Origin of the sequence: Aureimonas pseudogalii (assembly GCF_014196835.1) — a bacterium.
In the GTDB taxonomy this organism is placed as follows: Bacteria; Pseudomonadota; Alphaproteobacteria; order Rhizobiales; family Rhizobiaceae; genus Aureimonas; species Aureimonas pseudogalii.
The window spans coordinates 80,925-95,187 of the sequence record NZ_JACIEK010000005.1 but is presented as its reverse complement, the minus strand read 5'-3'; the positions used below and the strand labels follow the sequence as shown (position 1 = coordinate 95,187).

The following is a 14,263-nucleotide window of genomic DNA, read 5'->3' as shown; positions in this document are numbered from 1 at the left end:
TCAAACAATTCGACGGATCTCGGGAGGCTTCCATGCCGGTCTATCAGGCGCCGATCGCCGACACGCTCTTCGTTCTCAACGATCTCCTGGGCTTCGACCGGCACAACAACCTGCCGGGCTTCTCGGACGCCTCCCCCGACATCGTCGAGGCCATTCTCGGCGAGGCCGGGCGCTTCGCGACCGACGTGTTCCTGCCGCTGAACCAGATCGGCGACAGCGAAGGCTGCCGGCGCGCCGACGACGGCTCGGTGACGACGCCGAAGGGATTCAAGGCCGCCTATGACCAGTTCCGCGAGGCCGGCTGGGGCGGGCTCTCGGCCGATCCCGCCTATGGCGGCCAAGGCCTGCCGCACACGCTGGCGGCGGCGGTCAACGAGTTTCTCTCCTCGGCCAACATGGCCTTTTCCATGTATCCCGGCCTCACCCGCGGCGCCATCGCGGCGATCCAGCAGCACGGCTCGCCCGAGCAGAAGCAGCGCTATCTGCCGAAGATGATCGACGGCGTCTGGACCGGGACGATGAACCTCACCGAGCCCCATTGCGGCACGGATCTCGGCCTGCTGCGCACCAAGGCGGTGCCGCAGGGCGACGGCTCCTACAAGCTGTCGGGCCAGAAGATCTTCATCTCCGCTGGCGAGCACGACCTGTCGGAGAACATCGTGCATCTCGTGCTCGCCCGCATCGAGGGCTCGCCCGAGGGCACGAAGGGCATCTCGCTCTTCATCGTGCCGAAATTCGTGCTGGACGAGGCCGGCGAGGCCGGCGCGCGCAACATGGTCTCCTGCGGCTCGATCGAAGAGAAGATGGGCATCCACGGCAACGCCACCTGCGTCATGAACTACGACGAGGCGACCGGATTCCTCATCGGCGAGGCCGACAAGGGGCTCCGCGCCATGTTCACGATGATGAACGAGGCGCGGCTCGGCGTCGGCGTGCAGGGGCTGGCGATCTCCGAGATCGCCTACCAGAACGCCGTGGTCTACGCGAAGGACCGCATTCAGGGCCGCTCGCTCTCGGGCGCCAAGGCGCCGGAGAAGAAGGCCGACCCGATCATCGTCCACCCCGACGTGCGCCGCATGCTGATGACCATCCGCGCGGTGAACGAAGCCGGCCGTGCGTTGATCCTGTGGACGGCGATGAAGGGCGATCTCTCGCATCTTGCCGAGGACGCCGGGGAGCGTCAGGCCGCCGACGACTGGATGGGCCTGATGACCCCGGTCATCAAGGGCGTTCTCACCGACAAGGGCTTCGAGAACGCGGTGCTGGCGCAGCAGATCTATGGCGGGCACGGCTACGTGCGCGAATGGGGCATGGAGCAGTTCGTGCGCGACGCCCGCATCGCGCAGATCTACGAGGGTGCCAACGGCATCCAGGCGCTCGATCTCGTCGGCCGCAAGCTGGCGCTGAACGGCGGGCGCGCGGTGCAGGCCTTCTTCCAGGAGGTCGGCGCCTTCTGCGAGGAGCACCGAGCCGTGGAGGCGATGGCGCCCTACACCAAGGCGTTGAAGAAGGGTCTGAACGATCTGCAGGGGGCGACGATGTGGCTGATGCAGCATGCGATGGCGAAGCCCGACAATGCCGGCGCGGCCTCCACCGACTACATGCATCTCTTCGGCTTGGTGGCGCTCGGCTACATGTCGGCTCGCTCCGCCAAGGTCGCGCAGGACAAGCTCACTGCGGGCGCGAACGGCGATGCCGCCTTCCTCGAGGCCAAGCTCGTGACGGCCCGTTTCTTCATGGACCGGCTGATGCCCGAAACGGCGGCCCATCTCGCCCGCATTGCGTCGGGTTCCGATTCCATGATGAGCTTGAACGAAGAGGCGTTCTGAGCGCTCTCGCTCGGCTCGAACGCTGATCCATCCAGACCCCCGGGAGGTCTCCATGACCGAAGCCTACATCTACGATCACGTTCGCACCCCGCGCGGCCGCGGCAAGAAGGACGGCTCGCTCCACGAGGTGCCCGCCGTACGGCTGGGGGCCAAGGTCCTTGAAGCGCTGCGCGATCGCAACGGCATCGACACGGCTCGCGTCGACGACATCATTTTCGGTTGCGTCGATCCCGTGGGCGAGGCCGGCTCGGTGATCCCGAAGGCTGCGGCCTTCGAGGCGGGCTACGCCTTTTCGGCGCCGGGCATGCAGATCTCGCGCTTCTGTGCCTCCGGCCTCGACGCGATCAACCTCGCGGCCTCCAAGGTCGCCTTCGGCGCCGACGATCTCGTCATCGCGGGCGGCGTCGAATCGATGTCGCGGGTGGGCATGGGCATGTCGGGCGGCGCCTGGATCATGGATCCCTCGGTTGGCATTCCCGCCTATTTCATGCCGCAGGGCGTCTCGGCCGATCTGATCGCCACGAAATACGGCTTCTCGCGCGACGACGTCGACGCCTATGCCGTGGAATCCCAGAAGCGTGCCGCCCGTTCCTGGGAGGAGGACCGCTTCGCGCGCTCCGTGGTTCCGGTGAAGGATCAGAACGGCCTGACGATCCTCGACCGCGACGAGCACATGCGCCCCTCCACCGACATGCAGTCGCTCGGCAGCTTGAACGCCGCCTTCGCCATGCATGGCGAGATGGGCGGCTACGATGCGGTGGGCATTCAGGCCCATCCCGAGATCGAGGCGGTGGATCACGTCCATCATGCCGGCAACTCGTCGGGCATCGTTGACGGCGCGGCCGCCGTCCTCGTCGGCTCGAAGGAAGGCGGCGCGATTCTCGGCGCCCGGCCCCGCGCGCGCATCCGCGCCTTCGCCAATATCGGGTCCGACCCCGCCTTGATGCTGACCGGACCGGTGGACGTCACGGAGAAGCTCTTCGCCCGCGCCGGCATGACGCGCGCCGACATCGATCTCTTTGAGCTGAACGAGGCCTTCGCCGCCGTGGTGCTGCGCTACGCCCAGGCCTTCGACATCGATCCGGCGATCCTCAACGTCAACGGCGGCGCCATCGCCATGGGCCATCCGCTCGGCGCCACCGGCGCGATGATCCTCGGCACCGTTCTCGACGAACTGGAGCGGCAGGACAAGCAGGTCGCGCTCGTGACGCTGTGCATCGGCGCCGGCATGGGCACGGCGACGATCATCGAGCGGGTCTGACCGCTCCGATGCCGCGTCCGCTTTCCGTCCGCTCAGGCGTAGTGCGCCTCGTGGGTGATCACGATCGGCTGCGCGGGAAGGCGGATCTGCGGCAGCGCCTCGAAGGCCGGCTTGGCGAAGTAGTAGCCCTGGAAGAGGTCGATGCCGGCCGCCTTCAGCACCGCGAACTCGGCCTCGGTCTCGATGCCCTCGGCGAGGACGGTGATGCCGAGTTCGCGCGCCGCGGTCGCCATGGAGGCGACGATCACCTGACGGGCGCGGCTGGTGTCGATGCCGCGGATCAATTTCATGTCGATCTTGATGAGATCGGGCTGAAAGTCGGCGAGAAGGCTGAGGCCGGCATAACCCGCGCCGAAATCGTCGAGTGCGGTGATGAAACCCTGGCGACGATATTCGTCCAGGATCTTGAGAAGATGCTGGGTGTCGGCGATCTCCTCGTTCTCGGTGAACTCGAACATCATCGAATTCAACGGGAACGCATGCTTGCGCGCGGTGGCGAGCGTCGCCTTCAGGCATGCGGCCGGTTCGTAGACGGCATTCGGCATGAAGTTGATGGAGAGTTGCAGCCCGCTCTCGCGCGGGAACAGACGGGCGGCGAGTTCGATCGCCTTGACGCGGCAGGCCTGGTCGAACCGATATTTCTGGTCCTCGGAGACCTGCGAGAGCATCGCGTAAGCGCCCTCCCCGTTCAGTCCGCGGATGAGCGCCTCGTAACCCCACACGCGCGAACTCGACAACTCGAAGATCGGCTGGAAGGCCATCGAGAACTCGAAGCCCAGCGGCTTGCCGGATCGGCATCCTTCGCAGGCAATCGTCATCAGCAGGGTCCAGTCACACATTACGAACTGCTGAAACTCATAGATCGCAAGGCGCTAAAGAGTTGTGAAGCGCCGACGCGAGTAAGCTTGCCGAATGATAAGCAAGCCCCTCAAATACTGGATCGAAAAGGATCGGCGATGATCGCTTCTGTACCGGAGATACGCTTCCAGCGTGCAGTAGAGACTGCATCGATCCTTCAGTTGATCACCCCCCACCCGACGATCCCCCTCGTATCGACCCCATGCCTCAACCGGGAGAGCTCCCCATGACCGACGCTTCCTTCACCACCGAGATCGACGCCGAAGGCTTTGCTCTCGTCGTCTGGGACATGAAGGACCGCTCGATGAACGTCTTCACCGAGGAGGTGATGCACGAGATCGAAGCGCTGGTGGATCGGCTGGCGGCCGACGCGCGCGTGAAGGGCGTGGTCCTCACCTCCGGCAAGGACGGCTCCTTCACCGGCGGCGCCGACCTCAAGATGCTGCGCGGCCTGTTCGACACGTTCGCCGCGAAGAAGGTGGCCGATCCGGACGGCGCCGTCGCCGAGCTTTTCGAGCGCTGCGGCGAAATGGGCCGGATCTGGCGCAAGGTGGAGACGAACGGCAAGCCCTATGTGGCGGCGATCAACGGCACCTGCATGGGCGGCGGTTTCGAGCTGGCGCTCGCCTGCCACGGGCGCGTCGCGGCCACGGAGGCCAAGATGGGGCTGCCGGAGGTGAAGGTCGGCATCTTCCCCGGCGCCGGCGGAACGCAGCGCGTACCGCGCCTGGCCGACACGCAGTCGGCACTGCAGATGCTGCTGAAGGGCGAGACGCTGTCGGCGCAGAAGGCCAAGGCGATGAAGCTGATCGACGCGGTGGTGCCGCAGGGCGAACTCGTCGAGGCGGCCAAGGCGATGCTGCGGGCCGGCCTGAAACCGGTGAAGCCATGGGACGAGAAGGGCTTCAAGCTGCCTTCAGGCCCCGTCTACTCGCCGGCGGGTGCGCAGGTCTGGCCGGCCGTCGCCTCGCTCTACCGCAAGGAGACCTCCGACAATTATCCGGGCGCGCGCGCCATCGTGAAATGCGTCTACGAGGGCCTGTTGCTGCCGATCGACCAGGCGCTGAAGGTCGAGCAGCGCTACTTCACCGAGGTGTTGCAGACCACGGAAGCGGCGATGATGATCCGCTCGCTCTTCGTCTCGCTGCAGGCGCTGAACAAGGGCGCCCGGCGCCCGGCCGGCGTTCCGCCGCAGGCGATCCGCACGCTCGGCGTCGTCGGCGCGGGATTCATGGGCGCCGGCATCGCCTTCGTGGCGGCGCGTGCGGGGATCGACGTGGTGCTGGTGGACCGCGACCAGGAAGCGGCCGACAAGGGCAAGGCACATTCCGCCGGGCTGATGGAGGCGCTCGCCAAGAAGGGCCGCGCCACGAAGGACGAGGCCGAGGGCGTTCTCGCCCGCATCACCGCGACGCCGGACTACGGCGCGCTGGGCGAGGCCGATCTCGTGGTCGAGGCCGTGTTCGAGGATCGTGACGCGAAGGCCGAGGTGACCCGCAAGGTCGCGGCCGTGATGAAGCCCGACGCGATCTACGCCTCGAACACCTCGACGCTGCCGATCACCGGGCTCGCCTCCGCCTTCCCCGATCCCGCGCGCTTCATCGGCATTCACTTCTTCTCGCCGGTGGACCGGATGATGCTGACCGAGGTGATCCTCGGCAAGGAGACAGGCGACCGGGCGCTGGCGGTGGCGCTCGACTTCGTGCGGGCGATCAAGAAGACGCCGATCGTCGTCAACGACACGCGCGGCTTCTTCGCCAACCGCTGCGTGCTCCGCTACATGACGGAAGCCTACGACATGCTGGTGGAGGGCGTGCCGCCGGCGATGATCGAGAACGCCGCGAAGTTCGCGGGCATGCCCGTGGGGCCGCTGGCGCTCAATGACGAAACGGCCGTCGATCTCAGCCAGAAGATCATGAAGGCGGCGATGAAGGACGACGGCGAGGACGCCGTCGATCCCCGCCACTTCAAGCTCGTCGATGCCATGGTGACCGAGGACGGGCGCCTCGGCCGCAAGGCCGGCAAGGGCTTCTACGACTACCCGGCCAAGCCCGCGAAGAAGGCGCTCTGGCCGGGCCTGAAGGAAAAGTTCCCGCAGCAGAAGCCGGAGGACGTGGACTTCGCCGAACTGAAGCAGCGCTTTCTCGTGACGATGGCGCTGGAAGCGGCACGCACGATGGAGGAAGGCGTCGTGACCGATCCGCGCGAGGCCGACGTCGGCTCGATCCTCGGCTTCGGCTACGCGCCCTATACGGGGGGCACCATCTCCTACATCGACGGGATGGGCACGAAGGCCTTCGTGGCGCTGTGCGAGACGCTGGCGGCGCGGCACGGCGAGCGCTTCGCGCCGACGGCGCTGCTGCGCGAGATGGCGGCGAAGGGCGAGACGTTCTACGGCCGCTTCGCACCGGCGGATGCCGAAGCGGCCTGATGTCGTGAAAAGCCTCCGGGGCGGCTTCGGCCACGCCCCGGAGGCATCTTGGTGACAATGTTCACGCCATCCCTTCCAAGCCCTCTTCGCCCGGCAAGATGACGGGACGATCAGACCTCGCGTTTCTCGCGCACGATGGAACGGCCAATGGTGTCGGCGACACGCGCGCCGCGCAGGCCGATCGGCTTGTCCGGCTTGTCGGTCGTGTCGAGCGCCGTCTGGTGCTCCATCTCGGCGTTGATCTCGGCGCCGATGATGAAGATGATCGACGAGATCCAGACCCACATCATGAAACCGACCACCGCGCCGAGCGAGCCGTAGGTCGCGCCGTAATTGGCGAAGTTCTGCAGATACCAGGAAAATCCGATGGACGCGGTGAGCCAGACCACGGCCGTCAGCATCGCGCCGAACAGCACCCACGTCCATCGCGCCCGGTTGCGGCTCGGGCCGTAGCGGTAGACCATCGAGATCGAGGCGACGATGATGGCGAAGAGCACGGGCCAGCGCGTCGCCGCGATCAGCTCGTCGGAAAAGCTCTGCGCGCCGACGATGCCCATGATGATCGGCACCACGCCCACCGCCACGATCATCAGGATGCCGATGATCACCGCGCCGATCGTGAAGCAGAAGGCAACGGCGTTGAGCTTCAGGAAGGAGCGCTGCTCCTGCTCGCCATAGGCGACGTTCATCGCCTCGAACAGCGTCTTGATGCCGTTGTTGGCGCTCCAGAGCGAGAACAGGAGGCCCGACAGGAAGCCGACCGAGAGCGAGGCGGGATCGCGCGTCACCAGATATTCGAGCTGCGCGGTGAGGAGGTCGGTGCCAGCCTTCGGCAGGAACTGACCGACGAAGGCGATGTGATCGGCGATCGTGTTGGGATTGGCGACGATGCCGTAGAACGAGACGAACACCGCGAAGGCGGGAAACAGCGCCAGCAGCAGATAGAAGGTGGCGCCGGCGGCGATCAGCATCACCCGGTCTTCGAAGAACGAGTACCAGATGCGCACCGCGATGTCCTTCCAGCCCTTCCAGGGAATGCCGAACGGACCGGTGGCGTCTCGTCCGCGGCCGGGCTCGCTCGCACGGCGGCGAAGCTCGTCGCTCGTGTTGGGCGCGAACCTCAACCCTTGCGTGGACATCGACGACACTCCTCAACGCACGAACGCCGGTGACGAACCGTCACCGCTCATCGAACAAATGCCACATTTCGGTTCCGGTTCCCGGTTCCTTTCCGGAATCGCGTCGAGACCGTTCGGGAAGATGTGGAAAAGCGCTACGATGCCGGCCTTTGCGCATGCGGTCGCCCGTCGCGAGTCGACATACCTGGCATCTCGGTTTAGACAAAGTCCCGACAAGGTATATATTCCTGTCAGGCCAAGGGGCCGTAGACGTCGTTCTCGATCGGATCGGATGCCGCCGATGTTCACGCATGACCGGATCTGGGACGCGATCGACCGTTTGGCGGCCCGCAACAAACTGTCCTCTTCGGGGCTCGCGCGCCGCGCAGGTCTGGATCCCACCACCTTCAACAAGTCCAAGCGCCTTGCCGCGGACGGGCGTCCGCGCTGGCCCTCCACCGAATCCATCGCCAAGATCATCGAGGCGACGGGAACGAGCTTCACCGACTTCTCGGCGATCCTGACCCAGAGCGATCTGAACCCGGCGAAGATCTCGCCGCAGTCGATCGGCAAGTCGGTGCCGCTGCTCGGCTTTGCCGAGGCGGGCGCCGGCGGCTTCTTCGACGATGGCGGCTTTCCCGTCGGCCAGGGATGGGACGAAATTCATCTGCCCGGCTACGACGAGACGCTCTACGCCCTCGAAGTGTCGGGCCAGTCGATGCTGCCGCTCTACCGCGACGGCGACATCGTCGTGGTCTCGCCCGGCGCGGCCGTGCGGCGCGGAGACCGCGTCGTGGTGCGCACGCGCGACGGCGAGGTGATGGTCAAGATCCTGCAGCGCCAGACCGCCAAGACGATCGAGCTCGCCTCGGTCAATCCCGAGTTTCCAGACCGCCAGTTCGCGGTGAGCGAGATCGACTGGATCGCCCGCATTCTCTGGGCGACCCAATAGGCATTGGTGGACGCTTCGCCTATGACCGCCGCGAAGGGTAAGAGCAACCGCAAGAGGACTTCGTGATGCAGCGGCTTCGCATCGCCGTCGCCTTCGTGGCGCTTTTGGCGGCCTGGATCGTCTTCCTGCCGCGCGAGCCGACGCTCCTGACGCCGGCCCCCTTCGTGGAGGAAGCCGAGCTCTCTCCGAAGGCCGCGCCTCCCGTCTCGGCCGAGGCCCTGCCGGAAACCGCGGTCACCGTGGAGCGCGCGCCGGCGGTGCGGGCGATCGTCCCTTCGCCGTTGGCAGGCGGCGGCGACCTTCGCCGGCTTCCCCCGGTGCAGAGCGGTGCCGCGACGCCGATCACCTCCGCAGCCAGCCCGCCTTTGCCGGCCGACGCCGCAAGCGAACCGCAGCCTTCGTCGCAAGCGGCAGAGACCGTCGCCGGCGCCGCACCGGAGACGGCCGCCCCGGCCCAGCCCGAATACCGCCGCTTCAGCCAGCCGATCGCCATCGATTCGGGGACGATTCAAGTCGGTCGCACCACGCTGCGCATCGCCGGGGTCGAGCCGATCGAACCCGAGGCGCGCTGCATTTCCGGCGACCGCTCGCTGCCCTGCGGGGTGCGGGCGCGCACCGCCGTTCGCGGCTGGCTGCGCGGGCGCTCGCTGCTCTGCCCGGTGCCGCCCGAGGCCGGCGACGACCTGACGGTGCCCTGCCTTCTCGGCGAAGAGGACGTCGGTGAATGGCTCGTCGCCAACGGCTGGGCCGCCGCCACGCCGGACAGTCGCTATGTCGAGGCCGAGGCCACGGCGAAACAGGCCCGCCGCGGCATCTGGGAATACGACATCGAGCCGTGAGCCGCGCCTCAGGCCGCCGGGGCGAGTCGTCCGGCCAAGGCGTCTGCGATCAACCGGCGCGTTTCCTCGACCCCGTAGAGCGCCACGAAGGAGCCGAAGCGCGGGCCCCGCTCCTGCCCGATCAGCGTCTGGTAGAGCGCCTGGAACCACTCGCCGGACACGCCGGGGCCGCCGTTCGGGCCGGTCTTCTTCAAATCCTGGTAGCGCTCGATCGGCCGGGCGACGTCGAGCACGGCATCCTGGATCGCGCTCCCGTCCGCCCCCGCCGGCAGCGCGGCGAGCTTGGCGTCGAGCGCCGCCAGTGCCTCGCGCTCCACTGCGTCCGGCACGCGGAAGCGCTTGGCGGGGCGCACGAAATCCTCGAAATAGCGCAGCGCGTAGCCGACGAGACGGTCGAGCTCGGGGTCGCTCGCGGCGGTGACGCCCGGCGCGTAGCGAGAAATGAAGCCCCAGAGCGTCTCCTTGTTAGCCGCGTTCGACACCGACACGAGATTGAGCAGCATGGCGAAGGGCACCGCGATGCCCTGCACCGGCGGCTCGCCACCATGAATGTGGAAGGCCGGGTTCTGCAGCCGCGACTTCTCGTCCTGCCGGCCATAGCTTTCCGTGAACTGGTAGTAGTCGTCGACGGCCTTCGGGATGACGTCGAAATGCAGGCGCTTGGCGGCGCGCGGCTTGTTGAACATGTAGAGCCCGAGGCTCTCCGGCGAGGCGTAGGCCAGCCAATCCTCGATGCTGATGCCGTTGCCCTTCGACTTCGAGATCTTGGCGCCCTCGGCGTCGAGGAAAAGCTCGTAGACGAAATGCTCCGGTGGGCTGCCGCCGAGGATCGTGCAGATCCGGTCGTAGACGACGGCGTTGGTCTGGTGATCCTTGCCGAACATCTCGAAATCGACGCCGAGCGCCGCCCAGCGCATGCCGAAATCGGGTTTCCACTGCAGCTTCACCGCCCCGCCGGTCACCGGCAGCGTCGTCTCCGCGCCGTCCTCGTCGAGGAAAGTGACGGTGCCGTTGGCGGCGTCCACCGCCTTCATCGGCACGTAGAGCACCCGGCCGGTCTTCGGCGAGATCGGCAGGAAGGGGCTGTATGTCGCCTGCCGCTCGGCCCCGAGCGTCGGCAGCATCACCGCCATGATCTCGTCGTAGCGCTCGGCCGCGCGGCGCAGCACCGCGTCGAAGCGGCCCGAACGGTAGGTGTCGGTGGCGCTGGCGAACTCGTAGTCGAAGCCGAACGTGTCGAGGAAGCGGCGGAGCATCGCGTTGTTATGCTCGGCGAACGTCGCGCCCTCCCCGCCGAACGGGTTGGGCACGGCGGTGAGCGGCATGTGGAGATAGGGCTCGAGCGCCGCCCGGTCGGGCACGTTGTCGGGGATCTTGCGCATCCCGTCCATGTCGTCGGAGAAGCAGATCAGCCGCGTCGGCACCTGGTCGTCGGTGAGGATGCGAAAGGCGTTGCGCACCATTGTGGTGCGCGCCACCTCGCCGAAGGTGCCGATATGGGGCAGGCCCGACGGCCCGTAGCCGGTCTCGAACAGGACTTCGCTCTGGCCGGTGCGCTCGATGCGCCCCAGAAGCTTGCGCGCCTCCTCGAACGGCCAGGCCGACGAGCGCATCGCCTCGTCCCGGCGTGTCGTCGAAACCGCTTCGCCCTGCTGCCGCTCGTCGGTCATGCCCGTCTGCCTTCGTCGTTCGTTACGACCCCGGCCGATGCCGGACGTCTCGTTGTCTCGTGCGGACCTATGGTGGCCGGCGTCCCGCGCGTCAACGCGGCTCCCGGCTCAGAAGGCGCTGACGGGAAAATAGCGTAGCAGCAACTCGGACATGCGCCCGTTCTCCACGATGCGCCCGATCGCATAGTCGAAGGCATAGGCGAGGTCCGCGTCCTCCGGCTTCACCGCGATCGCCAGCCCTTCGCCGAGGAAGCGATCCGACAGGTAGGGCCCGCCCGCGAAGACGCAGCAGTCGGCGGCATCCTCGCTCGTCAGCCAGAACGACAGGCCGACGCCGTCGCCGAAGACGGCCCGCACGCGCTTGGCCCGCAGCGCCTCGATCGCGGCCTCGCGCGTATCGAAGTCGACGGGCCGCGCCTTCGGGAAGAAGGATCGCAGCATCGCGCCGTGCGCGCCCCCGCCGACGACCCCGATCTCGGTCCCGTCGAGCCCCGACGCCAGCGTGGTTTCGAGATCGTCGCCGCGCAGTGCCACGAAGCGCGCTGGAAAGCGGAAGAAGGAGTGGGTGAAGGCGAGCCGCGCCCGGCTGTCGGCGGTGACCGCGAGCCCGGCCGCCACCGCCTCGCCGTCGCCCTTCAGCAGCGCCTCCTGCAACCCCGCGAAGGGCATCGCCTCGACTTGGCAGATCGGCGTGACATTCAGCTCCTCGCAAATCGCGCGCGCGAGATCGACGTTCAATCCGGACACCCGCCCTTGCTGGTCGAGGAAGTTGAAGGGCGGAAAGTCCACGGACGTGAGAAACCGGATGCGGCTGCGGCCGGAGAGGTCGGGCTCCGTCATCCGCTGGCGCTGGTCCCAGAAGTTCGGCGTCTCAACGCCCTGCGCTCGGGCGAACGTGGCCGCTCCGACCATCGATGCAACCAGAACGAACAGCAGACATAACCTGTGAGAGATTTTTACACGCAGCGATTTGTGTCCTTCCGGGGGCGCGCACGCGACAGTGAACGTCATTCGAGAATTCAGGGCATTCATGACGTCGCAGACTATGCCACCGTCATCGGCATCGCAGCAACTTTGCGACGCGGTCGATCGCCCGCGATTTTCCACGACGCGATTCATCGCGCGTCGAACGTCGGCCGCGACAACGGGAGACGAGGCCGCGTCGCCCTCGAACGACGATCTCGTCGAGGCCGTGGGCGACCGGCTCGGGCTGGGCTTCCGCGAACTCGCCGCCCTTCGCCGGCGCGCGCGGCATGTCGGATCGAGCCTCGACGAAGAAATCGTCGCCTGCGGTCTCGCCTCGGAAGAGGAGATGGCCCGCGCCATCGCCGCCGTGCTCGGGGTGCCCACGGGGCACATCGATTCCGATGCCACGGTGTTGCGCGATCCCCGCGGCGAGATCCAGATCGGCAAGCGCCACCTTCGCACCTGCGACGTGTCGCTGACGACGCGCCTGTTCATGGCGCCGCCGCTCGAGGCGCTCGATCTCGTGGCCGGTCATCTCGACGCCGACCCGGCGCTTCACGGCCCCGTGCGGATCGTGACCGCGAGCGAGATCCGGGCGGCGGAGGCCGCCGTCACCTGCGAGGAGCGCTCGACCCGCGCCAGGCTCAGCCTCGCCATGGACTTCAACCGCTGGTCGGCACGCGACGTGGTGAGCCCGCTTCAGGCCGCCGTCGGCGCGCTTCTGACCGTCGGCATCGCCGTCGCCTGGTTCCGCGTCGACCATTTCGGCTTCGCGCTGCACGTCGCCTGCACCGTCTCGGCCTTCGTCTTCACGATGTTCCGCCTCTGCGTGCTGCTGTCGCCGGGCGCACCCCGCCCTGCCCTCGCGCTCGCGTCCGCGATCTCGGACGTCGATGCGGTGCCGCGCTATTCGGTGCTCATCGCCCTCCACCGCGAAGCCGCGATGGCGGAACCGCTGGTCGACGCGATGGCCCGGCTCGACTGGCCCCGCTCGAAGCTCGAAGTGCTCTTCGTCTGCGAAGCGAGCGATCCCGATACCATCGCGGCGGTGGAACGGGCGATCGCCGGCGAGCCGAACTTCTCGGTGATCGCCACGCCGCGCACGGATCCCACGACGAAGCCGAAGGCCCTGAACTTTGCGCTACCCCTCGCGCGCGGCGAGTTTCTCGTGCTCTACGACGCCGAGGATCGCCCCGATCCGCGCCAGCTGCGCCAAGCCTTCGAGACCTTCCGCACGTCGTCGCCGGACCTGGCCTGTCTGCAGGCGCCGCTGACGATCCGCAATGCCGAGGCCGGCTGGTTCCAGTCGCTCTTCGCAGTGGAATATGCGGTGCTGTTTCGTGCGGTCCTGCCGTGGCTCGCGCGGCATAGGCTGCCGATCCCGCTCGGGGGAACATCGAATCATTTCCGCCGGGCGGCGCTGGTGGAAGCCGGCGGCTGGGACAGCCACAACGTGGCCGAGGACGCCGATCTCGGCATCCGCCTCGCCCGCCTCGGCTACCGGGTCGGCGTGATCACCGCCCCGACCTCGGAGAGCGCCGTCGGCCGGTGGAGCGACTGGCGCAACCAGCGCACGCGCTGGATCAAGGGCTGGCTGCAGACTTGGCTGGTCCACATGCGGGCGCCCCGGCATATGGCGCGCGACGTCGGCTGGCGCGGCTTCCTGATGTTCCAAATTCTTTTCGGCGGCATGATCGGCGCCAGCCTCATGCATGTGTTCTTCGCGATGCAACTGGCCTCGTCGCTCGCGACGCTGGCGAACGGCGGCACGGTCTCGCTGGCCCATGGCCTCATCGCGATCGCCGATGCGGGCAACGTCATGCTCGCCTACCTCGTCTTTCTACTTTTGGCCAATCGCGTGCTGGAGCCCGAGGAACGCCCTCTTCTCGGGCGCCTTTGGTCGCTTTGGTTCTACTGGCTCCTGGCCAGCTATGCCGGCATCCGGGCGATGTTCCAACTCGTCCGAACTCCGCATCTGTGGGAAAAGACGCCGCATCGAGAGATCGTCGCCGCGAGCCCCGAGAGCCGCTGAGCGGCATCCCGGCACCGGCCCCAGTCCTCAAGCGCCCCGAACGCTCAGGAGCGGTCCACCACGTCGGCATGCGGGCGGTCGTCGCCCTTGGCGATCTCCTCGTGCCACTCGCCGCTTCGGTCCTGATAGACGATGCCCTGCGTCTCGCCGGCGAGCTCCTGGCGCGAGGAGGCGTCCTTGGCCGCAGCCAACGCGTCGTCGTGGCTACGGAACGTCTCCGAGAAGACGTCGCCGACCTTATAGGCCCAGCCGCCGTCGTGCTGCACGATCTGATAGTGGATCTCGGTCATCGCGTCCTCCTGCGATA

General features: G+C 67.2%; 10 protein-coding genes and 2 pseudogenes. 7 read left to right on the top strand and 5 right to left on the bottom strand.

From position 1 onward, the window contains the following. Positions 1 to 32 precede the first annotated feature (32 nt). Positions 33 to 1,829: an acyl-CoA dehydrogenase C-terminal domain-containing protein gene (locus GGR04_RS11380; protein WP_183200017.1), complete on the top strand. Its 1,797-nt coding sequence runs from the start codon at positions 33 to 35 to the stop codon at positions 1,827 to 1,829. A gap of 52 nt (positions 1,830 to 1,881) precedes the next feature. Next, a complete protein-coding gene (locus tag GGR04_RS11375; RefSeq protein ID WP_183200016.1) occupies positions 1,882 to 3,090 on the top strand; it encodes an acetyl-CoA C-acetyltransferase in 1,209 nt (402 codons plus the stop codon). 32 nt (positions 3,091 to 3,122) lie between these two features. On the opposite strand, the gene GGR04_RS11370 is transcribed toward GGR04_RS11375, so the two are convergent. Continuing rightward, positions 3,123 to 3,908 (bottom strand): EAL domain-containing protein, encoded by a 786-nt coding sequence (locus GGR04_RS11370; protein ID WP_183200015.1) that lies wholly within the window; start codon positions 3,906 to 3,908, stop codon positions 3,123 to 3,125. Positions 3,909 to 4,174: 266 nt separating this feature from the next. Here GGR04_RS11370 and GGR04_RS11365 point away from each other — a divergent pair, with 266 nt between their 5' ends. Further along, complete coding sequence (locus tag GGR04_RS11365; RefSeq protein WP_183200014.1) at positions 4,175 to 6,379, top strand: FAD-dependent oxidoreductase; 2,205 nt, start codon at positions 4,175 to 4,177, stop codon at positions 6,377 to 6,379. A gap of 110 nt (positions 6,380 to 6,489) precedes the next feature. Here GGR04_RS11365 and GGR04_RS11360 read toward each other — a convergent pair whose 3' ends face one another. Next, a complete protein-coding gene (locus GGR04_RS11360; protein ID WP_183200013.1) occupies positions 6,490 to 7,518 on the bottom strand; it encodes a YihY/virulence factor BrkB family protein in 1,029 nt (342 codons plus the stop codon). A gap of 280 nt (positions 7,519 to 7,798) precedes the next feature. Here GGR04_RS11360 and GGR04_RS24570 point away from each other — a divergent pair. The 3 genes and pseudogenes from GGR04_RS24570 to GGR04_RS11350 all read left to right on the top strand — a co-directional run. After that, positions 7,799 to 8,000, top strand: a pseudogene (locus tag GGR04_RS24570) (helix-turn-helix domain-containing protein); the annotation flags it as partial. A 74-nt stretch (positions 8,001 to 8,074) separates the two neighbouring features. Beyond that, positions 8,075 to 8,449, top strand: a pseudogene (locus GGR04_RS24565) (S24 family peptidase); the annotation flags it as partial. Between the two features lie 65 nt (positions 8,450 to 8,514). Continuing rightward, a complete protein-coding gene (locus GGR04_RS11350; protein WP_183200011.1) occupies positions 8,515 to 9,288 on the top strand; it encodes a thermonuclease family protein in 774 nt (257 codons plus the stop codon). 8 nt (positions 9,289 to 9,296) lie between these two features. Here the strand turns inward: GGR04_RS11350 and GGR04_RS11345 are convergent, their stop codons facing one another. Both GGR04_RS11345 and GGR04_RS11340 read right to left on the bottom strand, forming a co-directional pair. Continuing rightward, positions 9,297 to 10,958, bottom strand: a complete 1,662-nt coding sequence (locus tag GGR04_RS11345) for a lysine--tRNA ligase (protein ID WP_183200010.1) — start codon at positions 10,956 to 10,958, stop codon at positions 9,297 to 9,299. 108 nt (positions 10,959 to 11,066) lie between these two features. Then, the gene (locus GGR04_RS11340) at positions 11,067 to 11,870 is read right to left on the bottom strand and encodes a transporter substrate-binding domain-containing protein (RefSeq protein ID WP_246393117.1); all 804 of its coding nucleotides are present in this window, start codon (positions 11,868 to 11,870) and stop codon (positions 11,067 to 11,069) included. A gap of 280 nt (positions 11,871 to 12,150) precedes the next feature. Between GGR04_RS11340 and GGR04_RS23950 the strand changes: the two genes are divergently transcribed. Continuing rightward, positions 12,151 to 13,956, top strand: a complete 1,806-nt coding sequence (locus tag GGR04_RS23950; RefSeq protein WP_183200008.1) for a glycosyltransferase family 2 protein — start codon at positions 12,151 to 12,153, stop codon at positions 13,954 to 13,956. A 44-nt stretch (positions 13,957 to 14,000) separates the two neighbouring features. Here the strand turns inward: GGR04_RS23950 and GGR04_RS11330 are convergent, their stop codons facing one another. Continuing rightward, a complete protein-coding gene (locus GGR04_RS11330) occupies positions 14,001 to 14,246 on the bottom strand; it encodes a DUF2188 domain-containing protein (RefSeq protein ID WP_183200007.1) in 246 nt (81 codons plus the stop codon). Positions 14,247 to 14,263 lie beyond the last annotated feature (17 nt).